This window comes from Stackebrandtia sp., assembly GCF_035643755.1.
In the GTDB taxonomy this organism is placed as follows: Bacteria; Actinomycetota; Actinomycetes; order Mycobacteriales; family Micromonosporaceae; genus Stackebrandtia.
Genome location: NZ_DASQPW010000186.1, coordinates 11,553 through 37,229, shown reverse-complemented (window position 1 = coordinate 37,229; position 25,677 = coordinate 11,553). Strand labels below are relative to the sequence as shown.

Here is a 25,677-nt window from a genome sequence, read left to right as displayed (position 1 = left end):
CGGCTCTTTGGAACGGCGAGTTTCGCCACGACGATTCAGTACTAAAGGAGCAAAGCAATGCCACAGCCGACCAAGGGCCCCCGTCTCGGTGGTTCCCCGGCGCACCAGCGGCTCATGCTGGCGAACCTGGCTACCTCGCTGTTCAGGCACGGCAAGATCACCACGACCGAGGCCAAGGCGAGGCGGCTGCGCCCGTACGCCGAGCGGCTGGTGACCTTCGCCAAGCGGGGCGACCTGTCCTCGCGGCGCCGCGCCATCGCGCGCATGACCGACCGCGACGTCACCCACGACCTGTTCGACGAGATCGCGCAGCGTTACGCCAACCGCGACGGCGGCTACACCCGCATCGTCAAGGTCGGCCCCCGCAAGGGCGACAACGCGCCGATGGCCGTCATCGAGCTGGTCGAGGAGCTCGCCGAGGCTCCCAAGCCCAAGCGCAAGAGCACCCGCAAGGCCGCCAAGGCCGAAGCGGTGGAGGCGCTGGCCGGTGGTGACTCCGAGGAGGAGACCACCGAGTCCAAGACCGACGACGAGTAAGTCGACGTGACCGATCGAGGCCGCGAGCCCGACTCCACCACGGAGGACGGGCCCGCGGCCTCGACGCGTCTGCGGCTCGACATCGCCTACGACGGCACCGACTTCGCGGGCTGGGCCTTCCAACCGGGCCAACGCACCGTGGCGGGCGAGATCCGGCGCGCCCTCGAATGCCTGTTCGCCACCCCCGACCGGCTCACCGTGGCGGGCCGCACCGACGCGGGCGTCCACGCCAGGGGCCAGGTCGCGCACGTCGACGTCCCCTCCGAGACCTGGCAACGCGTCGGGCCCCGCGTGCTGTGGCGCCTGCGCGGCATCCTGCCCCCCGACGTGCGCGTGACGGGCGCCCGCGAGGTCAGCACCGCCTTCGACGCGCGGTTCTCGGCGCTGTCGCGCCGCTACGTCTATCGCGTCTCCGACGCCGAATGGGGCACCGATCCCTTGCGGCGCATCGACACCGCGGCGTGGCCGCGCGCGATCGACCTGGACGCCATGAACGCCGCGGCCGCGGTCCTGCTGGGCGAACACGACTTCGCGGCATTCTGCAAGCGCCGCGAGGGCGCCACCACGATCCGCGCCCTGCGCCGCGTCGACTGGGCCCGCGACCCCGACGGCGTCGCCGAGGCCACCGTGGTGGCCGACGCCTTCTGCCACTCCATGGTGCGCAGCCTGGTCGGCGCGATGCTCGCCGTCGGCGAGGGCAAGCGCGACACCGCCTGGCTGGCGGGCCTGTTGACCCGCGACAGCCGCAGCGGCGAGGTCACGGTCGCCCCCGCCCGCGGCCTCACCCTGGTCGAGGTCGAATACCCCGACGACCCGACACAGTGGAGCGAACGGCAGGCCCTGACGCGCCGCAGGCGCGGATCACTCGCGGCGGGGTTCTAGCTTCTTGACCAGGTACGTGTCGACCAGGTCGGAGACCATGGTGGACACGGCGGGTTCGTCGCGGGCGGGGGTGCGGTCGTCGGTGCGGCCGATGACGACGTACAGCAGGTAGTGGCCGTAGGTGTTGAAGCCCAGGACCGTGGGCTTCAGGCCGAGGCTCTTGCTGGGGCCCGTGGCGCGGTAGGCGGTGAAGCCGCCGCCGTTGTCGCCGTGTTCGATGTCGTGGCGGAGGGTCGTGGCGGCCTTGGCCGTGGCGAGGTTGACGACGCCGAGGGTGGCCACGTGGGTGGCGTCGGCGTTGGCGACGGTCGCGCGGACCACCTGGGTGCAGTGGCCCTGCCGGAGGGCGCGGGCGAGTTCGGCGGTGGCCGCCTTGCGACAGTCGTCCAGCGACTGAGTGCCCAGGACGGGGTAGGTCGCGGCGTGGGATCGCAAGGGGGAGTCGCCGAACAGGGCATTCGGCGTGAGCGGTTGGGGATCGGTGGTGCGGGAGGAGAGCGGGTCGGCGTGGGCCGAGGCGTGCGGGGCCGAGGGCTCGGCGGTGTGCTGCTGGTGCGGAGCGGTGGTGTTGGTGGAGTCGTCGCGCAGCACGTACCAGATGCCCGTGCCGCAGGCGGCGATCGCGATGGTGCCCACGACGATCGCCAGGATCGCCAACCAGTTGTGGCGCTTGCGATTGGCGCGCTTGGCCGCGCGTCGCAGGGGGATCGAGGCGAGGTCTCGGGCGGTGCGGGGTCGGCGCGGGACCTCGGCGCGGCCGCGATGCGCCGCGATGCGGCGGCGGGTCGGCGGGGCCTCGGGAGGGTCGATGACCTGGGAAGTCGTTGGGGGAGTACCAAACGGTGACTGACTGCGTACCACGCGCACTGACGGTAGGCGACCGCGGCGCCCCGGGTGGGGAGTTCGGTGAAAGTCCCTCGATCGGTTAACCCACAATGACCATGTGACCGAACAGCAACATTACTTTTCGTCCGACCCGCACGCCGACGCGAAGCAGCACACCGTCGCGTTCTCGGTGGGGCAGCGGGAGTTCCGCCTCGCCGCGGCGCCGGGGGTGTTCTCGGCGTCGCGCCTCGACCCCGGAACGGCGGTGCTGCTGCGCAAGGCGCCGCTGCCGACGGGCGACGGCACCTACCTGGACCTGGGCTGCGGGTGGGGGCCCGTGTCGGTGGCGCTGGCCAGCTTCAGCTCGGGGACGGTGCACGCCGTGGACGTCAACTCGAGGGCCCTGGAACTGGTGGCGGCCAACGCGAAGCGCCTGGACCTCGGCGACCGGATACTTCCGTCCACTCCGGACGACATCCCCGAGGGGCTGGAGTTCGACGAGATCTGGTCCAACCCGCCGATCCGCGTCGGCAAGGAGGCGCTGCACGAGCTGCTGGCGGCCTGGCTGCCGCGGCTGCGCCCCGACGGCACGGCATGGCTCGTGGTGGCGCGGCACAAGGGCGCCGACTCGCTGGTGCCGTGGATCGCCGACCGGGGCTTCGCGGTGGTCAAGCACGCCAGCCAGAAGGGCTTTCGGGTGCTGCGGGTGCGGCGATCCTGACCTATGGGCAAGAACTCACCGTGGCGGTGTTGGTGGCGCCGAACCCATCCAGTACGCTCGTACTGTTAGCGCTCGGTCAGCGCACGGCTGGACCTGCGGGCGCCACCCTCAGCAGTACTAGGAGAATCGGTCGCATGGCCAAAATCAAGGTAGAGAACCCGGTCGTCGAGCTCGACGGCGACGAGATGACCCGCATCATCTGGCAGCAGATCAAGGACCAGTTGATCCTGCCGTATCTCGACGTCGACCTGAAGTATTACGACCTGTCCGTCCAGAAGCGGGACGAGACCGACGACCAGATCACGATCGACGCCGCCAACGCGATCAATCAGCACAGCGTCGGCGTCAAGTGCGCCACCATCACCCCCGACGAGGCGCGGGTCGAGGAGTTCGGCCTGAAGAAGATGTGGCGCTCGCCCAACGGGACGATCCGCAACATCCTGGGCGGCGTGATCTTCCGCGAGCCGATCATCATGTCGAACGTGCCGCGGCTGGTGCCCGGTTGGACCAAGCCGATCGTGGTCGGCCGTCACGCGCACGGCGACCAGTACAAGGCCACCGACTTCAAGGTGCCCGGTCCCGGAACCCTCACCGTCACCTTCACCCCCGCCGACGGCAGTCAGCCGATGGAGTTCGAGGTCGCGCAGTACCCCGAGGGCGGCGGCGTGGCGATGTCGATGTACAACTACCGCAAGTCTATTGAGGACTTCGCGCGGGCGTCGTTGCGCTACGGCCTGGACCGCGAGTACCCCGTGTACATGTCCACCAAGAACACCATCCTGAAGGCCTACGACGGCATGTTCAAGGACGTGTTCCAGGAGATCTTCGACGCCGAGTTCAAGGCCGACTTCGACGCCAAGGGCCTGACCTACGAGCACCGCCTCATCGACGACATGGTCGCCGCCGCCCTGAAGTGGGAGGGCGGCTACGTGTGGGCCTGCAAGAACTACGACGGCGATGTGCAGTCCGACGTGGTGGCGCAGGGCTTCGGCTCGCTCGGCCTGATGACCTCGGTCCTCATGACCCCCGACGGCAAGACCGTCGAGGCCGAGGCCGCCCACGGCACCGTGACCCGCCACTACCGCCAGTGGCAGCAGGGCAAGAAGACCTCCACCAACCCGATCGCCTCGATCTTCGCGTGGACCCGCGGCCTGTCGCACCGCGGCAAGCTGGACAACACCCCCGCCGTCTCCGACTTCGCCGAGAAGCTGGAGCAGGTCTGCGTCGAGACCGTCGAGGGCGGCCAGATGACCAAGGACCTGGCGCTGCTGGTCGGCGGCGACGCCGCGTGGCTCAGCACCGACGAGTTCATGGGCGCGCTGGCCGACAACCTCGCGAAGAAGCTGGCGTAAACCCCGCAAGTCAGAAATATCGGACTTGGCCGTTACCTCCCCGTCGCCCCCTCCGTTGAACAGGGCACGGAGCCCGCGACAACTCGCGGCCTTCGGTGACTGGTGAGAGCCTGCCGTCCCTTCCCAGTAGCGGCCCCGAGACCTACAAGTCTCGGGGCCACTGCTCTTCGGCAGGCCGCGGCGCGCCCAGACGCTTCGCCGCACGAAGAGTCGTTTCTTTTTGCGGAGGGTCGCGTCCTTTTACTCCAGCATCGCCTCGGGGAGCGGGCGGGTGTGCAGCACCGTCAGGCGGGAGACCGCGCGGGTCAACACGACGTACAGGCGCCGCAGCCCCATCGGCTCGGCGTCGACGATGTCGGCGGGCTCGACGACGATCACGTGGTCGAACTCCAGCCCCTTGGCGATCGAGGCGGGCACGAACTCCACGCGATCGTTGGCGCCGTAGGCGTCCCGCAGCGCCGCGACGCGGGCGTCGGGGGCGATGACCCCGACCGAGCCCTCCGCGGCCAGGGCCTTGTCGATCGCGACGGGGACGTCGGCGGCGAGGTCGGTGGAGTCGAGGATCTCGAGCAGACCGTCGGTGCGCAGCGAGCGGGCGGGCGGGACGTCGACCTCCAGGTGGGGGAGCAGGCGGTTGGCCACCGCGATCACGTCGGCGGGCACGCGAAAGCCCGTGGTGAGGGTGACCTGTTGGCCGTCGGTCTTTCCCATGTGGCGCAGGGACTGCGACCATTGGCTCGCCGCCCACGGCGCGGTGCCCTGGGCCAGGTCGCCCAGGACCGTCAGGGAGCCGTGGGGGCTGCGGCGGGCGATGGCGCGGCACTGCATGGCCGACAGGTCCTGGGCCTCGTCGACCACGACGTGGCCGAAGCCCTCGGTGCGTTCCAGCAGGCCCGCCACCTCGTCGACGAGGACGGCGTCGGCGGCGGTGTGGCGGGGGACCTTGGTGCGGCTGGCCAACAGTTCCTGTTCGTCGGGCGACAGGATGCCGCGGCAGGCGTCGGCGCGGTATTCGGCGTCGGTGAGCAGGCGGGACACGAGCTTCCTGGGATCCAGCTTCGGCCACACCCCGTCCAGGAACGCCTGCACCGTCGGGTGTCGACCCACCTTGCGGGTCCACGCCTCGGACGGCGAGTCGCCGCTGCGCAGCTCGACCTGGCGCCGCAGCCCCGCGACCACCTGGGCGCGCACGCGTTCCCGCCCCACCAGGTACGGCAGGTTCTCGCCGATCGCCTCCTCGACGGCGCGGCGCAGGTAGTCGGCGCCGAGCCGCCAGCGCCAGCTGCCGTCGGCGATCATCAGGGAGTCGTCGGGGAGGGTCACGTGGCCCCACACGGCGCGGCGCAGCACCTCGGCCAGCCGCGCGTCGTGCTTCAGCCGCGCGGTGGCCACGGTGTCCTCGCCGCGCACCGCGACGCCGTCGAAGAGCTCGTCGACGGCCTTTTGGGTCACGTCGACCTCGCCGAGGGTGGGCAGCACGTTGTTGATGTACGACATGAACGCGGTGTTGGGGCCGACGATGAGGACGCCGCCGCGCTTCAGCTGGTCGCGATACGCGTACAGCAGGAACGCCGCGCGGTGCAGGCCGACCGCGGTCTTTCCCGTGCCCGGGGCCCCCTGGACGCACAGGCTGGTGTCGAGGTCGGCGCGCACCAGGTCGTCCTGTTCGGGCTGGATGGTGGCCACGATGTCGCGCATCGGGCCGACGCGGGGGCGTTCGATCTCGGCGGCCAGGATCGCGGACGACTCCCCGAGTTCGCTGCCCGCGTCGAGCTGTTCGTCCTCGAAGCTGGTGAGTTCGCCGCCGACGAATCCGAAGCGCCGCCGCCGCGCCACGCCCTGGGGGTCGCGCACGGACGCCTGGTAGAAGGTGCGCGACAGCGGCGCCCGCCAGTCGAGCACCATCGGGTGGCCCGCGTGGTCCACCACGTGGCGCCGTCCGATGTGGAAGTCCTCCCCGGGCAGCCAGATCCGCCCGAAGAACAGCGGGATGTCGGGGCGGTCGGCGAGGTCGGCTAGCCGCAGCATGCGCAGCCGCCCCAGCGCCCAGGCGGTGAGCTGGTCGCCGGCGTTGTCGCCGATGGCTTCGGTGCGCTTTCGCATGTGCCCCAGGGCGACCCGCGAGTCGTCGAGGTGTTGGCGTTCGGAGAGCAGGGCGGGGTCAAGGCTGTGGTTCATGAAGTGTGAGGACCTTCGCATCGTGGATGTTCCACGCCAGTGGCCTCGGCCGTGCGGAGGCTCCGCGACCTCCATGGGATGACACGTCCGCTTCGCCCGCCTGGACGGGCCGCGCCCCCGATCTCGGCGCGGACGCAACAGCCTACCGTCGCGCATGTGACTTGTCATCCGTAATTTCCCCGACATCGGGGCGCGGCGGTGTCCGTGTAACGTCGCGTCCGTGAGCGGTCTTCAACGCCCCCGAGTCGGGCACATCGAGTTCCTCAACTGTCTGCCGATCTACTGGGGTCTGATGCGTTCGGGTGCGCTGCTTGACATCGCGTTGACGAAGGACACGCCCGTGAACCTGAACGACGCGCTGGTGGCGGGGGAGCTGGACATCGCGCCGATCAGCCTGGTGGAGTTCCTGCGTCACCACGAGGACCTGCTGCTGTTGCCGAATCTCGCGGTGGGCAGCGACGGGCCCGTGCTGTCGGTCAACGTCGTCCACGAGCGTCCGTTGTCCGAACTGGACGGCGCACGCGTGGCGCTGGGCTCGGCCTCGCGCACCGGCGTGCTGCTGGCCCAGATGTTGTTGTCGGAGCGTTACGGCATCGACGCCACCTACTTCCGCCGCACCTCCGACGTCCCGCAGATGATGCGCGAGGCCGACGCGTGCGTGGTGATCGGGGACGTGGCGCTGCGCGCCATGTACGAGGCGCCCACCCAGGGCCTCACCGTCACCGACCTGGGCGCGCAGTGGCGCGAGTGGACGGGGCTGCCCATGGTGTTCGCCGTGTGGGCGGTGCGCCGCGACTTCGCCGCGGCCAGCCCCGGGCTGGTCAAGGACGTCCACCTGGCGTTCCAGCGCTCGGTCGAGCTGTGCCTCACCGAGATCGACGACGCCGCGACGGCCGCCGCCCGCTGGGAGCCGTTCGACGCGCCGACCCTGGCCGGGTACTTCCGCACCCTGGACTTCTCGCTGGGCGAGCGGCAGCTCGACGGCCTGCGCGAGTTCGCCCGCCGCGCCGCCGCCCGGGGCGAGGCCCCGGCGCTTCCCGCCGACGGCCCGCTGCTGTTTTCCGACTGAACCGCCTGGGGCGCTTGTCGTATCGGGACAAACTGCAACGCATTGGTGTTCACCCGCGTGTCATGTCTGATTCAAACGTGCCCACGCCCACCAGGGCGGTCTCAAGGAGGACAAGAATGCGGGTTTCGCCCCGTACCCTCATCGCCGCTGTCGCGGCGTCCGCGGCGGTGGTAATCGCCGTCCCTACCCCCGCGCTCGCCGCCGACGCGTTGTCGGTTGATGCGGGACTTCCCCTTACCGTCCCCGGCGCCATCGACGACTCCAGCGACGGCGTCAACTGGGTGACCCACCTGCATGCCCCCGCCGATTTCGACGGCGCCACGCAGCTCAGGCTCGCGTTCTCGACCACGAAGCCCATCGAAGTCAACCTGGGCGACGATCGTTGCAACTCCGACGGCACCGACATCGTCTGCGCTCTGCCTGCGGGGGACGCCGCCGGTGACCAGCAGGTCGAGATCCTGTTGCGGGACAACTGGCGCAGCGACGACAACGGCCCCGTCCACGTCACGGCGACATACTCCGCGAAGGGCCTCGACACCGTCAAGGACTCCGGCGACATCACCATCGCCCCCGACGACCGCGCCGGCCGCGTCAAGTTCGACGCCCCGTCCCAGATCGAATCCGACCAGGTCCCCGGCGGCAAGGGCGTCGACATGCCCGTCACCGTCACCAACAACTCCTCCGACACGCTGGGCGCCATCACCCTGAAGTTGTCGCACGCCAAGGAGGAGGAGCAAGACGGTGTCATCCTGTCCAGCCATGACAAGGGATGCACCGGCAAGGAAGACCTGGAGTGCACGATCAACGGCCTGATCCCGGGCGAGTCGAAGACCGTCCACGTCACGCTGTACGCCAACCCCGACCTCAAGGTCTTCGGCGAGCCCGAGACCATCAGCGGCTCCATCAACGTCGACTCACAGCTGTGGGGTTACCACGACGACGAGACCCAGGTCGTCAAGGCCAAGGGCGGCGACAACGACGTCCTGCCGATCACCGGTTCCAGCCTGACGCTGCCGCTGGCCGGCGGCGCGGCCGCCATCGTGCTGGGCGGGGTGTTGTTCCTGGTGGCGCGGCGCCGCCGCTCCGTCGAGGACTGATCAACCCTTTGCTGAACGCCTCCCCGCTCGCCGGGGAGGCGTTCTTCGTGTTACACCCCATTGCTCGTCCGACACGCGTCTGTAACACTTGGGATGTGTACGGAAACGATGTCCCGATACCGGATCAGCCCGGGGAGGGCAGCCTGCTGGAGCAGGTGGCGGCCGCCGAGACCGAGCTGGCCGAAGCCGCGCGCCGCGACGCCCCCGACGCCTCCTTCGACGCCGTGATCGCCGCCGACCAGAGGATCGAGCCGCGCGACGCCATGCCCTCCGCGTACCGCGAGACCCTGATCCGCCAGATGGCGCAGCACGCCCACTCCGAGATCATCGGGATGCAGCCCGAGGGCAACTGGCTCACCCGCGCCCCCAGCCTGAGCCGCAAGGCGATCCTGTTGGCGAAGGTGCAGGACGAGGCCGGGCACGGGCTGTACCTGTACGCCGCCACCGAGACCCTCGGCGTGGACCGCTCCGAGCTGTACGCGCAACTGTTGAGCGGCAAGCAGAAGTATTCGTCCATCTTCAACTATCCGACCGTCACCTGGGCCGACGTCGGCGCGATCGGCTGGCTGGTGGACGGCGCCGCGATCGTCAACCAGGTACCGCTGTGCCGCTGCTCGTACGGGCCGTACGCCCGCGCCATGATCCGGGTGTGCAAGGAGGAGTCGTTCCACCAGCGGCAGGGGTTCCAGTCGCTGTACGTGCTGGCGCACGGCACCGACGCCCAGCGCGCGATGGCGCAGGACGCGGTGAACCGTTGGTGGTATCCGTCCCTGGCGATGTTCGGTCCACCCGACGCCGACTCCACGCATTCGCGCCAGTCGATGGCGTGGAAGGTCAAGCGCTATTCCAACGACGACCTGCGGCAGCGCTTCGTGGACATGACGGCGCGGCAGGCCGAGGTGCTGGGGCTCGAGCTGCCCGACGAGAACCTGAGGTGGAACGCCGAGCGCGGCCACTACGACTACACCCAGCCCGACTACGAGGAATTCATGCGGGTGGTCAAGGGGGACGGCCCCTGCAATCGGCAACGCATGGCGCACCGCCGGGGGGCGGACACCGAGGGCGCGTGGGTCCGCGAGGCGGCGGTCGCCTACGCGCGCAAGCGACAGGAGAGGGCGGCATGAGGGACAATCCACTGTGGGAGGTATTCGTGCGGCCGCGCCGCGGGCTGTCGCACACGCACGTCGGCTCGCTGCACGCGCCCGACGCGGACCTGGCGCTGCGCAACGCCCGCGACCTGTACACCCGCCGCGAGGAGGGCGTGTCGATCTGGGTGGTACCGGCCGCGGCGATCACCGCGTCCAGTCCGCAGGAGAAGGACGCCTTCTTCGCCCCGGCGGGCGACAAGATCTACCGCCACCCGACGTTCTACGAGATGCCCGAGGGCGCTGAGCACATATGAGCGACGTGAACCACGTGCTGGGGCTGGGCGACGACGCGCTGATCACCGCGCAGCGGCTCGCCGAGTGGTCGGCGCGCGCCCACGAGCTCGAGGAGGACATCGCGCTGTCCAACATCGCCCTGGACCAGCTCGGGCAGGCACGCCTGCTGCTGACGCTGGCCGGGGAGCTGGAGGGCGCCGGGCGCGACGAGGACGCGCTGGCCTATCTGCGCGACGAGCGGGAGTTCCGCAACGTCCAGCTGGTGGAGCTGCCGCGCGGCGACTTCGCGTTCACCATGGTGCGGATGCTGTTCGTCGCCGGCTACCAGGCCGAGCTCTATCTGAAGCTGGCCGACGACGACGCCGACACGGTGGCGGCGCGGCCGCTGGCCGAGATCGCGGCCAAGGCGATCAAGGAGGTCGCCTACCACCTCGACCACTCCTCGCAGTGGACGGTTCGGCTGGGCGACGGAACGGAGGAGTCCCGTCGCCGCGCCCAGGACGCCGTGGACGCGTTGTGGCCCTACACCTTCGAGCTGTTCGAGACCCACCCGGAACTGCGCGAGGGCTGGCTGGGGCGCGTCGATCCCGTGCTGGACACCGCGACCCTGACCCGGCCCGCCGACGCGGACGTGACGTTTCGGCCGCGCGGCGGCCGCGACGGCGTCCACACCGAGCACCTGGGATACCTGCTGGCCGAGCTGCAACACCTGCACCGCAGCCACCCGGGGGCGACATGGTGACGCGGGCGTGGGAGGTCGCCGGGTCGGTTCCCGACCCGGAGCTGCCCATGCTGACCATCGCCGACCTGGGCATTCTGCGCGAGGCTCACGCCGAGGGCGACCGCGCGGTCGTCACCATCACGCCCACCTACTCGGGCTGCCCGGCGATGGAGGCGATCCGCGCCGACGTCGCCAAGGCGCTGTCCCGCGAGGGCTTCGGCGACGTGGAGATCCACACCGTCTACTCGCCCGCCTGGACCACCGACTGGATGTCGGCCGAGGCCAAGGCGAAGCTGTCGGCCGCGCGGGTGGCGCCTCCCGGCGCGGTGCCGGCGTCGCGGCGGCTGCCGCTGCTGTCGCCGGACGCGCCGCACTGCCCGCGCTGCTCGGCGTCCGATGTGGAGGAAATCAGCCGCTTCGGGCCCGCCGCCTGTCTGTCCCTGTGGCGCTGCCGTTCCTGCGCCGAACCCTTCGAACACTTCAAGGCGCACTGATGGCCGTCACCCTGTCCCGTCCCCAGCGCCACCGTCCGCAGTGGCACAAGCTCCCGGTGTCCGGCGTCGAGCGGCTCACCGACGAGGCGGTGTGCGTCGCCTTCGCGGTGCCGCCGTCGCTGCGCGGCGCCTTCGACTTCAGCCCCGGCCAGCACCTCACCCTGCGGCGCTTCGAGGACGACGAAGAGGTTCGCCGCTCGTACTCGATCTGCTCCACGCCGTCCACGCTGAAGAGCGACGGGCTGCTGCGGGTCGGCATCAAGCAGGTGCCCACGGGTTCCTTCTCCGGGTACGCCAACACGGGCCTGGCCCCCGGCGACGTCGTCGAGGTGCTGCCCCCGCTGGGGAACTTCACCACCGCCCTGGATCCCAAGCGTTCCCGCCACTACGCGGGCATCATCGCCGGCAGCGGCATCACCCCGGTCCTGTCGATCGCGGCGTCGGCCCTGGAGGTCGAGCCCGAAAGCCGCGTCACCCTGGTTTTCGGCAACAAGCGCGCGTCCACGGTGATGTTCGCCGACGCCCTGGCCGACCTCAAGGACCGCTTCGCCGAGCGCCTCCAGCTGATCCACGTGTTGTCGCGCGAACCCCAGGCCGCCGAGCTGATGCACGGCCGCCTCGACCCGGCCCGGCTGGCGCGGCTGTTCGACACGCTGGTGCCCGCCGACACGGTGGACGACTGGTTCCTGTGCGGCCCCTACGGCATGGTCACCGGCGCCCAAAAGGCCCTGGCCGACGCCGGGGTCGACGCCTCGGCCGTCCACACCGAGCTGTTTTTCGCCGACGAGATCCCGCCCCCGCCGCCCGAGGAGGGCGAGTCGGGCGAGGCCGAGGCGACGATCGTCCTGGACGGCCGCTCCACGACCGTCACGATGCGCCGCGACGAGCGGGTGCTGGACGCGGCGCTGCGGGCCCGCCCGGAGTTGCCGTACGCCTGCAAGGGCGGGGTGTGCGCGACCTGCCGCGCCAAGCTGCTCCACGGCGAGGTCCACATGGCCCGCAACTTCGCGCTCGACGACGCCGACCTGGACGCGGGCTACGTGCTGACCTGCCAGTCCACGCCGAAGACCGAGCGGATCACTGTGGACTACGACGCCTGAAACCGCGGGCGCCCCGGAGTACCTGGGAGGCAACGGAAGGTAGTTTCCGTGCGAGCCCCCTTGGCGTTCTGTTACGGTCACCGACCATGTCCGGGTCGCACATGGCCCGGAAAGGTCATGTCCCCTATGGTCGGAGCTCGTCATCGTTTCCGAGGCAATACCTCAGCAGCCCACCCCGCCGTCCCAGCCGCCCGCGCCGTCGGCCATCAGACGCGCCGTCGCCGCCGCGGCGATGGGAAACTTCATCGAGTGGTACGACTTCGGCGTCTACGCCTACCTGGCCGCCACGATCGCCAAGGTCTTCTTCCCCTCCGAGAACTCGCAGCAGGGCCTGCTGTTCGCGTTCGGCTTCTTCGCCGTGTCGTTCCTGGTGCGGCCCTTGGGAGGGCTGTTCTTCGGGCCGCTGGGTGACCGGATCGGCCGCCAGCGGATCCTGGCGCTGACGATCGTCCTGATGTCGGGCGCGACCATGCTGGTCGGTCTGATTCCGTCGTTCTCGGTGATCGGATGGGGTTCCCCGATCCTGCTTTTGGTGTGCCGCCTGGTCCAGGGCTTTTCCACCGGCGGCGAGTACGGCGGCGCCGCCACCTTCATCGCCGAGTACGCGCCCGACCGCAAGCGGGGCTTTCTCGGCAGCTTCCTGGAGTTCGGCACCCTGGCCGGCACCATCGTGGCCGCCGGCATGACGGTGCTTCTCACCAGCGGCCTCTCCGACGCCGCCATGCTGTCGTGGGGCTGGCGGATCCCGTTCCTGATCGCCTGTCCGCTGGGGCTGTTCGGGCTGTACCTGCGGTACAAACTCGAGGACACCCCGGCCTTCAGGGACCTCGAGAACAAGCACGAGGTCGCGCGGTCCCCGCTGCGGGACTGTTTCGTCAAGGACTGGCGCCCGCTGTTGATCTGCGTCGGCATCGTGCTGATCGTGAACGTCGCGTATTACACGGTGTTGACGTACATGCCGACGTACCTCACCAAGACCCTCAAACTGTCCGATACGGAGAGTCTGTTGGTCAGCATCCTGATGATGGCCATCATGATGCTGATCATCACGCCGATCGGCGCGATGTCGGACTGGATCGGCCGCAAGCCGATGCTGATGATCGCGGCCGTCGGGTTCGTCGTGTTGGCCTACCCGGCGTTCATGCTGATGCAGCTGCGTACGGCTCTGTCGATCTCCCTGGGCATGCTCATCATCGGCCTGCTGCTGGTGGTGCTGCAGGGGACGATCCCCTCCGCGCTGCCCGCGCTGTTTCCCACCCAGGTCCGCTACGGCGCCTTCGCGATCAGCTACAACGTGTCGACGTCGCTGTTCGGCGGGACCGCGCCGCTGATGATCACCTTCCTCAGCGGACGCCTGGGCAACGCCTCGTTCATGCCCGCCTTCTACCTGATGGTCGCCGCGGCGATCGCGGTCGTCCCGATCCTGCTGTCGCCGGAGACGGCCCACAAGCCGCTGCGGTCGCGGACGGTGCCGACCGGGCCGCGAGCGGCCCAGGTCGAACCGATCTGAGCGCGGCAGGAAAAAAATCGAATTCCTCTTCCGCGGGATGTCAAAATCGCGCCAACCGCTTCGACTTGGGGGCGACAACCAACGCAGGAGAGGCAGCGATGAAATTCCTACTCATCATGAACGTCAACCCGAAGGTCCTCGACGCGCTCACCGAGGAGGAGCAGAACGCCATCGGCGCCGGGCACGGCGAGCTGTTGAAGGAGCTGGCCGCCACCGGCGAGATGATCGCCTCGCAGGCGCTGGCCGACCCGTCGACCAGCGTCACGGTCAAGGCGGTCGACGGGGTGCCGACGCCCACCGACGGACCCTTCGTCGAGGCCAAGGAGTTCATCGGCGGGTATTACCTCGTCGACGTCGAGAACCGGGAGCGCGCCGTCGAACTGGCGACCAAGATCCCCGACGCGAGGATTCCCGGGCTCGGCATCGAGGTCCGCCAGGTCATGTTCGACGCCGGAGCGGAGATGTGAACGGTGTCGAGGACGCGCTGCGCACGGCCGCGCCGCGCGTCCTCGGCGCGCTCACCCGGCGGTACGGCGACTTCGCGGCCTGCGAGGATGCGGTGCAGGAGGCGCTGCTGGAGGCCAGCCGGGCCTGGGGCGCCGGGGGCCCGCCCGACAACCCGAACGGCTGGGTGTACCGGGTGGCCGCGCGCCGCATGGTCGACCGGATCCGGGGCGACGAGGCGCGCCGCCGCCGCGAGGAGACCGCGGCGTCGCGGGAGCTGCCGGTCGAGGCGCCCGAACACGACGACACCGTGACGCTGCTGTTCCTGTGCTGCCACCCGGCGCTCACCCCGGCGTCCCAGATCGCGTTGACCCTGCGGGCCGTCGGCGGTCTGAGCACCGCCGAGATCGCGAACGCCTTCCTGGTGCCGGAGGCCACGATGGGGCCGCGCATCAGCCGCGCGAAGGCCAAGCTGGTCGGCGCCCGGTTCGCGGAGCCGCCCGCCGAGGAACGGCCGCAACGGTTGCGGACCGTGCTGCGGGTGCTGTACCTGATCTTCAACGAGGGCTATACCGCCAGCGCGGGGCGGCGGCTGCAGCGCCGCGACCTCGCCGTGGAGGCGATCCGGCTGACCCGGACGCTGCGCGACGCGCTGGGCGACGACGGCGAGGCGACCGGTCTGCTGTCGCTGATGCTGCTGACCGAGGCCCGCAGCGCCGCCCGGGAGGCCGCGGACGGGGCGTTGATCCCGCTGGACGAGCAGGACAGGTCGCTGTGGGACCGGGAGCTGATCGCCGAGGGGACCCGGCTGGTGGAGAACGCGATGCTCACCAGCGAGCTGGGGCCGTACCAGCTGCAGGCCGCCATCGCGGCGCTGCACGTGGAGCCCGGCGACGCCGCCGACACCGACTGGGAGCAGATCGCGGTGCTGTACCGGATCCTCAATCGGCTCGACCCGGCCCCTGTCGTGACCCTGAACCGCGCGGTGGCCATCGGGATGAGTCAGGGGCCGCAGGCGGGCCTGGACCTGTTGCGGCAGTTGGAGAAGCCGTTGGCGCGCCACCACCGCTTCCACGCGGTGCGCGGGTTCCTGCTGGACCGGGCGGGCCGGAGCGACGCCGCCCGGGACGCGTTTCGCACCGCCGCCCGGCTCACGGCGAGCCTTCCCGAGCGGCGGTACCTGCGGCGGCGGGCCGATTCCCTATAGCCGCTCGATGACCATGGCCATGCCCTGGCCGCCGCCGACGCACATGGTCTCCAGCCCGTAGCGGCCGCCGGTGCGCCGCAGGCCGTGCAGCAGCGTGCCGGTGATGCGGGCGCCGGTCATGCCGAAGGGGTGGCCGACGGCGATGGCTCCACCATGGACGTTGAGCTTCTCCAGCGGGATGTTCAGGTCCCGGTAGGACGGGATCACCTGGGCGGCGAACGCCTCGTTGATCTCCACCAGGTCCATGTCGTCGATGGACAGGCCGGCGCGGGCCAGCGCCTGCCGCGACGCCTCCACCGGGCCGATGCCCATGATCTCCGGGGACATCGCGGTGACGCCCGTGGACACGATGCGGGCCAGGGGAGTGATGCCGAGCTCGGCGGCCTTGGTGTCGCTCATGACGATCACGGCGGCGGCGCCGTCGTTGAGGGGGCAGCAGTTGCCCGCGGTGACGCGGCCGTCGGGGCGGAACACCGGCTTCAGCCCGGCCACGGCCTCCAGGGTGACGCCGGCGCGGGGGCCGTCGTCGGCGGACACCACGGTTCCGTCGGGCAGGGTCACGGGGGTGATCTCCTCGGCCCAGAAGCCGTCGGCGATCGCCTTTTCGGCGAGGTTCTGGGAGCGGACGCCGAAGGCGTCCATGTCCTCGCGGGTGATGCCGCGGGCCAGCGCGAGGTTCTCGGCGGTCTGGCCCATCGCCAGGTAGACGTCGGGGACGTCGCCGTCGGCGCGCGGGTCGTGCCACTCGTCGCTTCCCTTGGCGCGCAGGGATGAGCGTTCGTGTGCCGAGGTGAAGGCGGGGTTCTGCCAGCCGCCGCCCACCAGGGCCTGGGCCTCGGCGGGCAGGCCGTCGGAGCTGCCGCGCGCGTACCGCGACACCGCCTCGACGCCCGCGGAGATGAACACGTCGCCCTCGCCGGCGCGGATCGCGTGGGCGGCCATCCGGGTGGTCTGCAGCGAGGACGCGCAGTAGCGGGTGATGGTGGCGGCGGGCAGGTGGTCGTATCCCAACAGGACGGACACGACCCGTCCCATGTTGAATCCGGCCTCGCCGCCGGGCAGTCCGCAGCCCAGGTACAGGTCGTCGATGATGGTGGGATCGAAGGCGGGCAGCTTGTCCAGCGCCGCCCGCACCGCCGTGGCGGCCAGGTCGTCGGGCCGCAGCTCGCGCAGCGAGCCCTTGACGGCGCGTCCGATGGGGGTGCGGGCGGTGGAGACGATCACGGGTTCCGGCATGTCTCGGAGCATACCCGCGGGTAACCAAACGGTCGTTCAGGAGGCGAGGTCGCGCAGCTCGATGGCGTTGGCGGCCTTGGTGAGGATCTCGGGGTCGGGCTGGCCGTTGGCCGCGGCGTTGAGCTCGGCCAGCGCCTGGTTGGCGTCGACGAAGGGCCGCAGCGCGGTCTCGTACGAACGCAGCCCCGCCTCGGGGTCGTCGGACGCGGCGAGCTCGGCCGCCAGCACGTACCCGCCGACCAGTGCCATGCTGGAGCCCTGCCCGGTCAGCGGGGAGCCGCAGTAGCCCGCGTCGCCGACCAGGCCGACGCGCCCGGCGTGCCAGGAGTCCATGTGGATCTGCGCGGCGGAGGTGAAGTAGAAGTCGTCGGCGTTTCGCATGTGGCGCAACAGGTTCGGGATCTCCCAGCCGACGGCGGCGAAGTGCCTGTCCAGCAGGTCCATGGCGGTGGCGGCGTCGACGGCGGCCATGTCGTCGTCGCGGAAGCCGATGATGGCGCGGGCCTGCCGGGGGTCGCGGGCGCTGTAGAGCACCGCGGTGGTGTCGGGCAGGTTCTGGATGATCTGCCAGCGGTCGAGGCCGAGGTAGTTGGGCAGCGAGAAGATCCCGATGTGACCGCCCATCGGTCGCAGGTACGTCTCGTGCGGACCGAAGGCGATCTTGCGGGTGCGCGAACGCAGGCCGTCGGCGCCGATGACCAGGTCGAAGTCGCGGGAGGCGGCGTTGTCGAAGTCGACGCGGACGCCGTCGCCGGAGTCGGCGAGGGCGCTGATCGAGTCGCCGAAGACGAACGCGACGCCGTCCAGTGTGGAGTGAATGATCTGGTTGAGGTCGTCGCGCATGATCTCGATGTCGTCGCCCGCGATCTCGCCGCCGGTGAAGGTGACCTCCTCGGAGCGGAACAGCTCGGCGCCGTCGGCGTCCACCATGGTCATGCCGCGGAAGCCGGTGGCGTGCTCGCGGACCCGCTCGACGATGCCCATGCGGGCGGCCACCTCGACGGCCGCGCCGCGCACGTCGACGGCCTGACCGCCGGGGCGCAGGCCGTCGGCGCGTTCGACGACGGTGACGGCGAAGCCGTGGCGGTGGAGCCAGTGGGCCGTGGTGAGGCCCGCGATGCTGGCGCCGGAGATGAGGACGGTGCGGGGGTTCATGGTTGCTCCTGTCGTTGATCGTGTGCGTACACCGTATCCGCGTTGCGTACGAAGTACAACTCCAGAAGGTCGTGTTAAGCAGTAATAACAGCAGAAACGAAAGATACTGTACTAGTACAGATGAGCCGATCATCGGCATCGAATCGCATGGACTACGCTTCTGTCCTAGTACAGATCGAGGTGACCGAATGCCCGAGAACCCCGCGCCCCCCTACGCTCGCATCGTGGCGGACATCACGGCCCGCATCGCCGACGGGCGCCTCGCCCCCGGCGAGGCCGTGCCGTCCACCCGCGCCCTGGCCGCCCAATGGGGCGTCGCCCTGGCCACCGCCACCAAGGCGCTGGCGGCCTTGCGCGCCAAGGGATTGGTGCGCGCCATTCCCCGCAGCGGCACGGTCGTCGCCGACGGGGTCGGGCCCGCCCGCCCCTCGACCGGCGGCGAGGCGAACCGCCGGGGCATCGTCGCCGCCGCGATCGCCCTGGCCGACTCCGACGGCCTGGCAGCCGTGTCGATGCGCGCGGTCGCGCAGCGGCTGGGCTCGGCGCCGATGTCCCTGTACCGCCACGTCGAGGGCAAGGCCGACCTGGTGGCGTACATGACCGACGCGGCCTTCGCCGAGCTGGCGTTCGACCCCGAACCCAGCGGACGGTGGCGCGCCGACCTGGAGGCGGTGGCCCGCCAGCTGTGGCGCCTGTTTCGCCGCCACACCTGGCTGCCCCAGGTGGTGTCGCTGACCCGCGTCCAGCCGCTGTCCCAGGTGTTTCGCTACGTCGACGCCGTGATGCGCGCCCTGCGCGGCCTCGACGCCGACGCCCACACCAAGCTGCGGATTCACATGGCGCTGTACGGCTACGTCCAGGGCCTGGCGGCGGGGCTGGAAAACGACCGCACCCCGGCGGGCGCGGTCGGCCTCGGCGAGACCGAATGGGACGCCGACGCCGAATCCACCATGGCGGGCCTGCGGGAATCGGGCGACTACCCCGACTTCGTGGCCGTGATCGACGCCCTGGAGTCCGACTACGAGCAGGATCTCGACGCCATCTTCGAGTTCGGATTGAGGGTCTTCCTGAACGGCCTTTAAGCTCATCCCATGCGTTACGTCAACTCGGTCGTCGACCTGATCGGAAACACGCCGCTCGTCAAGCTCAACAAGGTCACCGAGGGGCTCCAACCCCTGGTGCTGGTGAAGCTGGAGTACGTCAACCCCGGCGGCAGCGTCAAGGACCGCATCGCCTCGCGGATGATCGCCGACGCCGAGGAGGCGGGCCTGCTGAAGCCCGGCGGGACCATTGTGGAACCCACCAGCGGCAACACCGGCGTCGGCCTGGCCATGGTGGCGCAGCAGAAGGGCTACAAGTGCGTCTTCGTATGCCCCGACAAGGTTTCGCAGGACAAGCGCGACGTGCTGAAGGCGTACGGCGCCCGCGTCGAGGTGTGCCCCACCGCCGTGGCCCCGGAGGACCCGCGCTCCTATTACAACGTCTCCGACCGGCTGGTCGCCGAGATCCCCGGTGCCTGGAAGCCCGACCAGTACTCCAATCCCGCCAACCCCCGCTCGCATTTCGAGACCACCGGCCCCGAGCTGTGGGACCAGACCGAGGGACGCATCACCCACTTCGTGGCGGGCGTGGGCACCGGCGGCACTATCACCGGCACCGGCCGGTATCTCAAGCAGCAGGGTCCGGTGCGCGTGGTCGGCGCCGACCCCGAGGGCTCGGTCTACTCCGGCGGAACCGGGCGCCCGTACCTGGTCGAGGGCGTCGGCGAGGACTTCTGGCCGGCCAACTACGACCGCGACATCTGCGACGAGATCGTCGAGGTCTCCGACGCCGACTCCTTCGCCATGACCCGCCGCCTGGCCCGCGAGGAGGGGCTGCTGGTCGGCGGCTCCTGCGGCATGGCCGTGACCGCCGCCCTCGACGTGGCGCGCCGCGGCGGACCCGACGACGTGATCGTGGTGCTGCTGCCCGACGGCGGGCGCGGTTACCTGTCCAAGATCTTCAACGACGACTGGCTCACCGAGTACGGCTTCCTGCCCGCGGGCGAGGCCGACACCACCGTGGCGGAGGTGCTGGCGGGCAAGGGAAGCAACATCCCCCAGTTCGTGCACGTCCACCCCACCGACACCGTCGCCGACGCCATCGCGATCCTGCGCGAGTACGGGGTGTCGCAGATGCCGGTGCTCAAGGCCGAACCGCCCGTGGTCACCGGCGAGATCGCCGGCGCCGTCGGCGAACGCGAACTCCTGGACGCCCTGTTCACCGGCGCCGCCCACCTGCACGACCCCGTGGAGCGCCACACCGGACCCGCGCTGCCGATGATCGGCGGCGGCGAGCCCGTGGGACGCGCCGTGGACCTGCTGGCCAAGAACGACGCCGCGACGGTGCTGGTGGACGGCAAGCCGCGCGGCATCGTCACGCGGCAGGACCTGCTGAGCTACGTCACCACCCGGTAATCGACGTACGTGGATGTCTCGGGGGTCGTTCCCATAGGATTCTCGCCATGAGCGCGCCCCCCGAGCCCACCGTCCTGATGGCACGGCGCCAGACGCTGTCGGCCGCGACCTGGATCTTCCTGGGCGCCGTCGTCGTGTTCTGGCTGGCGATCATCGTCTTCGCGCTGCTCAACACGCCCGCGGATCAGCTCGGAACCGTGCTGCCCTCCCTGTTGATTCCCGTGGGAATGTGCGCGATATTCGTCCCCCTTGTCCTGTGGATGCGGAAGGCATCGGTGCGGCGATTGCTGCCCGAACGCCTGGTCATCGGGCCCGACCGCATCACCCTGGTCCAGCGCCGCGGCACCGGCCGCGAATGGCGCAAGGCCGACGGCGACCTGGTGCGGGCGGTGGGGCGCAATCAAAAGCGCCAGATCCGCATCGGCACCGACAACCTGGGCATCACCGCCCTGCACGCCCGTCTGTTCGATATGGACGATATTCGGGCGGCGTGCATCGAGCACGGCTGGTCCTGGCAGGAGGGGAGGGGAGAGGTGTTCCAGGCGGTGCCGCAAGACGTCAGGCGGGAGTATGACGGCGAGGCCGCGCCCACGCCATCAACGCCGCCCGACACCGCGTTGCTGTTGCGCGAGGGCAAGACGGCGATGCCCAAGAACGCCCGACTCGTCTATATCGCGATGTCCGTGGCGTGGCTGGCCGTGGTCATCGGGATGACCACGATGGACGTCGTCACGAACGATCGAACCTTCGGCGGGCTGCACCCGTTCGTGTTCGCCCCGGTGTTGATCGTCGCCATCATCGTCTACACCTGGGCCGTGGTCAGGAAGCTGCGCGTCCGCGTCCTGGTGAATCCGCAACGCCTCGCCGTCGAATACGGCTCGCGCACCGTCACGGCGCAACGCGAGGCCGTCGACCTGGTGACGTTGAGCGCCAAGCGCCTGGTGATGCACGGCGGCGGACGCCGGGTGCTGGCGGTCGGCCACCAGGGCCACGCCGAGGAGCTGCGCGCCGTCCTGATCGCCAACGGATGGCCCGCCGGTTAGGGGCGGCTCGCCAGACCCGAAACCGAGATGACGGCCACACCGGCGGGTTCGTAAACTGTGCTGGTGACAAACGAAGCGAACACCCAGGCCCGTACCCAGCTACCTCCGCAGTACGCGCCCGCCGACGTCGAGTCGCGGCGCTACGCGCAGTGGGTAGCCGATGGCCGGTTCGCCGCTTCGGACGACAGCGACAAGCCCCCCTACACGATCGTGATCCCGCCGCCGAACGTGACGGGGCAGCTGCATCTGGGGCACGCGCTGGACCACACCATCATCGACGCGTTGACGCGGCGGGCCCGGATGCGGGGCTACGAGGCACTGTGGATGCCGGGCATGGACCACGCGGGCATCTCCACCCAGAACGTGGTGGAGCGGCAGCTGGCCGAGCAGGGCCTGTCCCGCCACGACCTGGGCCGCGAGGCCTTTGTGGAGCGCGTGTGGGAGTGGAAGAGCGAGTACGGCGGCAAGATCCTCGGCCAGATGCGCCGCCTCGGCGACGCCGTGGACTGGGACCGGGAACGGTTCACCATGGACGAGGGCCTGTCTCGGGCGGTGCAGACCATCTTCAAGCGGCTGTACGACGACGGCCTGATCTACCGCGCCGAGCGCATCATCAACTGGTGCCCGCGCTGCATGACCGCGCTGTCCGACATCGAGGTGGAGCACTCCGACGACGACGGCGAGCTGGTGAGCGTCCGCTACGGCGAGGGCGACAACTCCATTGTGGTCGCCACGACGCGGGCGGAGACCATGCTCGGCGACACCGCCGTGGCCGTGCATCCCGACGACGAGCGCTACCGCCACATGGTGGGCACCGATGTGGAGCTGCCGCTGACCGGGCGGCGGATCCCGATCATCGCCGACGAGCACGTCGATCCGGAGTTCGGCACCGGCGCGGTGAAGGTGACCCCGGCCCACGACCCCAACGACTTCGAGATCGGCCAGCGCCACGACCTGCCGTCGCTGTTGATCATGGACGAACACGCCACGATCACCGCGCACGGCCCGTTCCAGGGGCTGGACCGCTTCGAGGCGCGACCGGCCATTGTGGCCGCGCTGCGCGCGGAGGGGCGGATCGTGGCCGAGAAGCGGCCGTACGTCCACGCCGTGGGCCACTGCGAGCGGTGCAAGACCACCGTGGAGCCGCGGCTGTCCAAGCAGTGGTTCGTGAAGGTGGAGTCGCTGGCCAAGGCCGCCGGCGACGCGGTGCGCGGCGGCGAGGTGCGGATCCACCCGCCCGAGCAGGAGAAGCGCTACTTCGGTTGGGTGGACAACCTGATGGACTGGTGCATCTCCCGCCAGCTGTGGTGGGGGCACCGGATCCCGATCTGGTACGGCCCCGACGGCGACACGGTGTGCGTGGGCCCGGGCGAGACCGCGCCCGAGGGGTACACGCAGGACCCCGACGTCCTGGACACCTGGTTCTCCTCGGCGCTGTGGCCGTTCTCCACACTGGGCTGGCCCGAGCGGACCGAGGCGCTGGAGAAGTTCTATCCGACCGCGGTGCTGTCCACCGGCTACGACATCATCTTCTTCTGGGTGACCCGGATGATGATGTTCGGCATCTACGCCACGGGGCAGCCGCCGTTCGCCGATGTGGTGCTGCACGGGCTGATCCGCGACGAGAACGGCAAGAAGATGTCGAAGTCGGCGGGCAACGGGATCGACCCGATCGACCTGATGGACGTCTACGGCTCCGACGCGCTGCGGTTCTTCCTGGCCCGCAGCTCCACCCCCGGCGGGGACCTGGTGGTCAACGAGGAGTGGGTGGCCGGTTCCCGCAACTTCTGCAACAAGCTGTGGAACGCCACGCGCTTCGCGATGATGTCGGGCGCCACCCTGGACGGTCCACTGCCGACAGAACTGTCCACCATCGACCGTTGGATCCTGTCGCGATTGTCGCGCACCATCTCCGAGGTGGACGCGCAGTACGCCACCTTCGAGTTCGCCAAGGCGACCGACGCGATCTACCACTTCGCGTGGGACGAGGTCTGCGACTGGTACCTGGAGCTGGCCAAGCCCGTGCTGGCCGCGGGCGGCGAGGCCGCCGCGGGCACCCGGCGGGTGCTGGGCCACGTGCTGGATTCGCTGCTGCGCCTGCTGCATCCCGTGACGCCGTACGTCACCGAGGAACTGTGGCTGGCGCTGACGGGCGGCGAGGCCGCGGGCGACTCGATCATGGTCGCCGAGTGGCCCACGGCCGAGGCGTCCGCGATCGACACCGGGGCCGAGCGCACCGTCGCGGCCCTGCAGAACCTGGTGACCGAGATCCGCCGCTTCCGCTCTGACCAGGGCCTCAAGCCCGGCCAGCGGGTGGCGACCCGCCTCAGCGGCCTGGACGCCGCGGGCCTGGCCGAGCACGAGTCGCTGGTGCGGTCCCTGGCCCGCCTCGACGCCCCCGCCGCCGACTTCGCCGCGACCGCGCGCCTGGCCGTCACCGACCAGGTGACCGCCGAGCTCGACACCCGGGGCACCATCGACGTCGGCGCCGAGCGCGCCCGCCTCGACAAGGCCCTGTCCGCCGCCCGCAAGGAGCTCGACGGCACCGAGCGCAAGCTCGGCAACGAGTCGTTCCTGGCCAAGGCGCCCGCCGAGGTGGTCGACAAGATCCGCGAGCGCAAGGCCGCCGCCGAGTCCGACATCGCCCGGGTCCTGGCCCAGCTTGAGTCCCTCCCGCCAGCCTGATGGTCGCGCGGCCCCGCTCCCGCGAGCGAGTTGTCGCGGGAGCGGCGTCCCCGCCGCGGGGCCCCGTTGGGGAACGCCGCTACGGGTTGAGCGCCGTTGTGCTCGACGTGTGGCGCGCGGGAGGGAGCCGATGATGACTTGTCGTGTGTACCGCGAGCCACCCCGCACCAACCCCGGCGCGGGGTGGCTCGCGCGCAAGTACATGATCTGTACGTGACACCGACGACGGGGAGGCCGCGTTGACCACAGCCGAACAGCACGCCGAGTTTCTGGCGGTGTCCGCGGCGCTGGAGGCGCGCGGATTCTCGCGGTGGAACTTCGAGATGGGCCGCATCCGGATGCTGCTGGAACTGATGGGGGACCCGCAGAAGTCGTTTCGGGCCGTGCACCTGACGGGCACCAACGGCAAGACGTCCACGACCCGCATGGTCGAGGCCCTGCTGCGGTCGCACGGCCTGCGCACGGGCAGGACCACCAGCCCGCACCTCGACAGCGTCACCGAGCGGGTGACCATCGACGGCGAGCCCGTCAGCGAGGAGCGCTTCGTCGAGCTGTACCGCGAGATCGCGCCGCTGGCCGCGCTGGTGGACGACAAGTTCGACGAGCCCCTGACCTACTTCGAGCTGACGACCGCGCTGGCGTTCGCGGGCTTCGCCGACGCGCCCGTGGACGTCGCCGTGGTCGAGGTGGGCCTCGGCGGCCAGACCGACGCCACCAACGTGCTGGGCGCCGAGGTCGTGGTGATCACCCCGATCGGCCTGGATCACACGCAGTGGCTGGGCGACACCCTCACCGAGATCGCCACCATGAAGGCGGGGATCATCCACCCCGGGGCGACCCTGGTGACGTCCGAACAGGACCCCGAGGCGATGATCCCGTTGGTGGAGCGCTGCCACGAGGTGGGGGCCAAGCTGGTCGCCGAGGGGCGGCGGTTCGAGGTGCTGGATCGCGCCATGGCCCTGGGCGGGCAGCAGATCACGGTGCGCACCCCCAGCGACTCGGTCTACGAGGGCATCTTCCTTCCCTTGCACGGCAAGCATCAGGCGCACAACGCCGCCGCGGCGCTGTCGGCGGTGGAGGTGCTGCTGGGCGCGGGGACGCCCAAGACCCTGGACGCCGACGTGGTGGGGGAGGGCTTCGCCCAGGTCACCTCGCCGGGCAGGCTGGAGAAGGTGCGCTCGGCGCCGACCGTCCTGTTGGACGCCGCCCACAATCCCGCGGGCATGAAGGCCACGATGGAGTCCCTCGGCGAGGAGTTCTCGTTCGTCAAGCTGATCGCCGTCGTCGGGATGTTCGGCGACAAGGACGCCGCGGGCATGCTGCGGCTGCTGGAACCCGTGGTGGACACGATCGTGGTCACCCAGTCCCACACCGCTCGGGCGCGGCCCGCCGCCGAGCTGGCCCGCCTGGCCGCCGAGGTCTTCGACGACGAACGGATTCGGGTGGAACCCGATCTGCCCGAGGCGATCGCGACCGCGGTGAACCTGGCCGAGGAGGGCGACGGCGCCTATGGTGGCGGGGGAGTCCTCGTCACGGGGTCCGTGTATCTCGTGGCGGATGCCCGAAAACTGTTGGTGCGGTGA

General features: G+C 70.2%; 23 protein-coding genes. 19 read left to right on the top strand and 4 right to left on the bottom strand.

All coding sequences use genetic code 11. From position 1 onward, the window contains the following. Nucleotides 1–57 precede the first annotated feature (57 nt). Together rplQ and truA are read left to right on the top strand one after the other, a co-directional pair. Nucleotides 58–537 (top strand): 50S ribosomal protein L17, encoded by a 480-nt coding sequence (rplQ, locus tag VE172_RS14000; protein WP_324802539.1) that lies wholly within the window; start codon nucleotides 58–60, stop codon nucleotides 535–537. A 6-nt stretch (nucleotides 538–543) separates the two neighbouring features. Then, nucleotides 544–1,419, top strand: a complete 876-nt coding sequence (truA, locus tag VE172_RS13995; RefSeq protein WP_324802538.1) for a tRNA pseudouridine(38-40) synthase TruA — start codon at nucleotides 544–546, stop codon at nucleotides 1,417–1,419. On the opposite strand, the gene VE172_RS13990 is transcribed toward truA, so the two are convergent. Then, entirely contained in the window at nucleotides 1,399–2,280 is an 882-nt protein-coding gene (locus VE172_RS13990; protein WP_324802537.1) for a hypothetical protein, read from the bottom strand. The genes truA and VE172_RS13990 overlap by 21 nt on opposite strands. 82 nt (nucleotides 2,281–2,362) lie before the next feature. Between VE172_RS13990 and VE172_RS13985 the strand changes: the two genes are divergently transcribed. Together VE172_RS13985 and VE172_RS13980 are read left to right on the top strand one after the other, a co-directional pair. Then, complete coding sequence (locus VE172_RS13985) at nucleotides 2,363–2,965, top strand: class I SAM-dependent methyltransferase (protein WP_324802536.1); 603 nt, start codon at nucleotides 2,363–2,365, stop codon at nucleotides 2,963–2,965. A 134-nt stretch (nucleotides 2,966–3,099) separates the two neighbouring features. Then, a complete protein-coding gene (locus VE172_RS13980) occupies nucleotides 3,100–4,317 on the top strand; it encodes an NADP-dependent isocitrate dehydrogenase (protein ID WP_324802535.1) in 1,218 nt (405 codons plus the stop codon). Nucleotides 4,318–4,557: 240 nt separating this feature from the next. Here VE172_RS13980 and VE172_RS13975 read toward each other — a convergent pair whose 3' ends face one another. Beyond that, a complete protein-coding gene (locus VE172_RS13975) occupies nucleotides 4,558–6,495 on the bottom strand; it encodes a HelD family protein (protein WP_324802534.1) in 1,938 nt (645 codons plus the stop codon). Between the two features lie 220 nt (nucleotides 6,496–6,715). Between VE172_RS13975 and VE172_RS13970 the strand changes: the two genes are divergently transcribed. The 10 genes from VE172_RS13970 to VE172_RS13925 all read left to right on the top strand — a co-directional run bounded on the left by VE172_RS13970 (nucleotide 6,716) and on the right by VE172_RS13925 (nucleotide 15,519). Continuing rightward, a complete protein-coding gene (locus VE172_RS13970; protein WP_324802533.1) occupies nucleotides 6,716–7,564 on the top strand; it encodes a menaquinone biosynthetic enzyme MqnA/MqnD family protein in 849 nt (282 codons plus the stop codon). 116 nt (nucleotides 7,565–7,680) lie between these two features. After that, nucleotides 7,681–8,661 carry an LPXTG cell wall anchor domain-containing protein gene (locus tag VE172_RS13965; RefSeq protein WP_324802532.1) on the top strand — a complete coding sequence of 327 codons (981 nt, stop codon included), beginning with the start codon at nucleotides 7,681–7,683 and terminating at the stop codon, nucleotides 8,659–8,661. Between the two features lie 95 nt (nucleotides 8,662–8,756). Further along, nucleotides 8,757–9,785: a 1,2-phenylacetyl-CoA epoxidase subunit PaaA gene (gene paaA, locus VE172_RS13960; RefSeq protein ID WP_324802531.1), complete on the top strand. Its 1,029-nt coding sequence runs from the start codon at nucleotides 8,757–8,759 to the stop codon at nucleotides 9,783–9,785. Then, a complete protein-coding gene (gene paaB / locus VE172_RS13955) occupies nucleotides 9,782–10,063 on the top strand; it encodes a 1,2-phenylacetyl-CoA epoxidase subunit PaaB (protein WP_324802530.1) in 282 nt (93 codons plus the stop codon). The genes paaA and paaB overlap by 4 nt, the downstream gene beginning before the upstream one ends. Continuing rightward, nucleotides 10,060–10,785, top strand: a complete 726-nt coding sequence (gene paaC / locus VE172_RS13950) for a 1,2-phenylacetyl-CoA epoxidase subunit PaaC (protein WP_324802529.1) — start codon at nucleotides 10,060–10,062, stop codon at nucleotides 10,783–10,785. Before paaB ends, paaC begins: the two co-directional genes overlap by 4 nt. Continuing rightward, nucleotides 10,779–11,258 (top strand): 1,2-phenylacetyl-CoA epoxidase subunit PaaD, encoded by a 480-nt coding sequence (paaD, locus tag VE172_RS13945; protein WP_324802528.1) that lies wholly within the window; start codon nucleotides 10,779–10,781, stop codon nucleotides 11,256–11,258. The genes paaC and paaD overlap by 7 nt, the downstream gene beginning before the upstream one ends. Continuing rightward, nucleotides 11,258–12,358 (top strand): 1,2-phenylacetyl-CoA epoxidase subunit PaaE, encoded by a 1,101-nt coding sequence (gene paaE, locus VE172_RS13940; protein ID WP_324802527.1) that lies wholly within the window; start codon nucleotides 11,258–11,260, stop codon nucleotides 12,356–12,358. Before paaD ends, paaE begins: the two co-directional genes overlap by 1 nt. Nucleotides 12,359–12,590: 232 nt before the next feature. Continuing rightward, nucleotides 12,591–13,868, top strand: a complete 1,278-nt coding sequence (locus VE172_RS13935) for an MFS transporter (protein WP_324802526.1) — start codon at nucleotides 12,591–12,593, stop codon at nucleotides 13,866–13,868. 98 nt (nucleotides 13,869–13,966) lie between these two features. Further along, a complete protein-coding gene (locus VE172_RS13930; protein ID WP_324802525.1) occupies nucleotides 13,967–14,335 on the top strand; it encodes a YciI family protein in 369 nt (122 codons plus the stop codon). Beyond that, the gene (locus VE172_RS13925) at nucleotides 14,332–15,519 is read left to right on the top strand and encodes an RNA polymerase sigma factor (RefSeq protein ID WP_324802524.1); all 1,188 of its coding nucleotides are present in this window, start codon (nucleotides 14,332–14,334) and stop codon (nucleotides 15,517–15,519) included. The genes VE172_RS13930 and VE172_RS13925 overlap by 4 nt, the downstream gene beginning before the upstream one ends. Here VE172_RS13925 and VE172_RS13920 read toward each other — a convergent pair. Together VE172_RS13920 and VE172_RS13915 are read right to left on the bottom strand one after the other, a co-directional pair. Beyond that, nucleotides 15,514–16,755: an acetyl-CoA C-acetyltransferase gene (locus VE172_RS13920; protein WP_324802523.1), complete on the bottom strand. Its 1,242-nt coding sequence runs from the start codon at nucleotides 16,753–16,755 to the stop codon at nucleotides 15,514–15,516. The two genes, VE172_RS13925 and VE172_RS13920, sit on opposite strands and share 6 nt — an antisense overlap. Before the next feature lie 36 nt (nucleotides 16,756–16,791). Next, nucleotides 16,792–17,910, bottom strand: a complete 1,119-nt coding sequence (locus VE172_RS13915) for an FAD-dependent monooxygenase (RefSeq protein ID WP_324802522.1) — start codon at nucleotides 17,908–17,910, stop codon at nucleotides 16,792–16,794. Nucleotides 17,911–18,098: 188 nt separating this feature from the next. On the opposite strand from VE172_RS13915, the gene VE172_RS13910 reads away from it, so the two are divergent. The 5 genes from VE172_RS13910 to VE172_RS13890 all read left to right on the top strand — a co-directional run bounded on the left by VE172_RS13910 (nucleotide 18,099) and on the right by VE172_RS13890 (nucleotide 25,677). Beyond that, a complete protein-coding gene (locus VE172_RS13910; RefSeq protein WP_324802521.1) occupies nucleotides 18,099–18,992 on the top strand; it encodes a GntR family transcriptional regulator in 894 nt (297 codons plus the stop codon). A 9-nt stretch (nucleotides 18,993–19,001) separates the two neighbouring features. Further along, the gene (locus VE172_RS13905) at nucleotides 19,002–20,366 is read left to right on the top strand and encodes a cystathionine beta-synthase (RefSeq protein WP_324802520.1); all 1,365 of its coding nucleotides are present in this window, start codon (nucleotides 19,002–19,004) and stop codon (nucleotides 20,364–20,366) included. 47 nt (nucleotides 20,367–20,413) lie between these two features. Further along, entirely contained in the window at nucleotides 20,414–21,409 is a 996-nt protein-coding gene (locus tag VE172_RS13900; protein WP_324802519.1) for a YqeB family protein, read from the top strand. Between the two features lie 63 nt (nucleotides 21,410–21,472). Then, the gene (locus VE172_RS13895) at nucleotides 21,473–24,094 is read left to right on the top strand and encodes a valine--tRNA ligase (protein WP_324802518.1); all 2,622 of its coding nucleotides are present in this window, start codon (nucleotides 21,473–21,475) and stop codon (nucleotides 24,092–24,094) included. A 239-nt stretch (nucleotides 24,095–24,333) separates the two neighbouring features. Then, nucleotides 24,334–25,677 (top strand): bifunctional folylpolyglutamate synthase/dihydrofolate synthase, encoded by a 1,344-nt coding sequence (locus tag VE172_RS13890; protein WP_324802517.1) that lies wholly within the window; start codon nucleotides 24,334–24,336, stop codon nucleotides 25,675–25,677.